Here is a 275-nt window from a genome sequence, read left to right on the forward strand (position 1 = left end):
ATGTGGCAGGAATTATGGAGCATATAGAAGAAGCAGGAATTCATTCAGGTGATAGTGCTTGTTCTTTACCGCCTTGTAATATCGATGAAAAAATGCAAGAATTTATTGCACAAAAAACAGCAGATATTGCTTTAAATTAGGAGTTGTAGGGCTTTTAAATATACAATTTGCTTTACATAATAATGAGCTTTATATGATGGAAGTAAATCCTAGAGCTAGTCGTACTGTGCCTTTTGTTAGTAAAGCTACGGGTATTCCTTTAGCAAAAGTGGCAA

1 pseudogene is annotated in these 275 nt (G+C 34.5%); it reads left to right on the forward strand.

The window, feature by feature from the left end:
* Window positions 1-275 (forward strand): annotated as a pseudogene (locus ELQ04_RS08590) (ATP-grasp domain-containing protein); the annotation flags it as partial.

It is taken from the genome of Campylobacter sp. CH278 (assembly GCF_004378845.1).
GTDB classification, from domain to species: domain Bacteria; phylum Campylobacterota; class Campylobacteria; order Campylobacterales; family Campylobacteraceae; genus Campylobacter_D; species Campylobacter_D jejuni.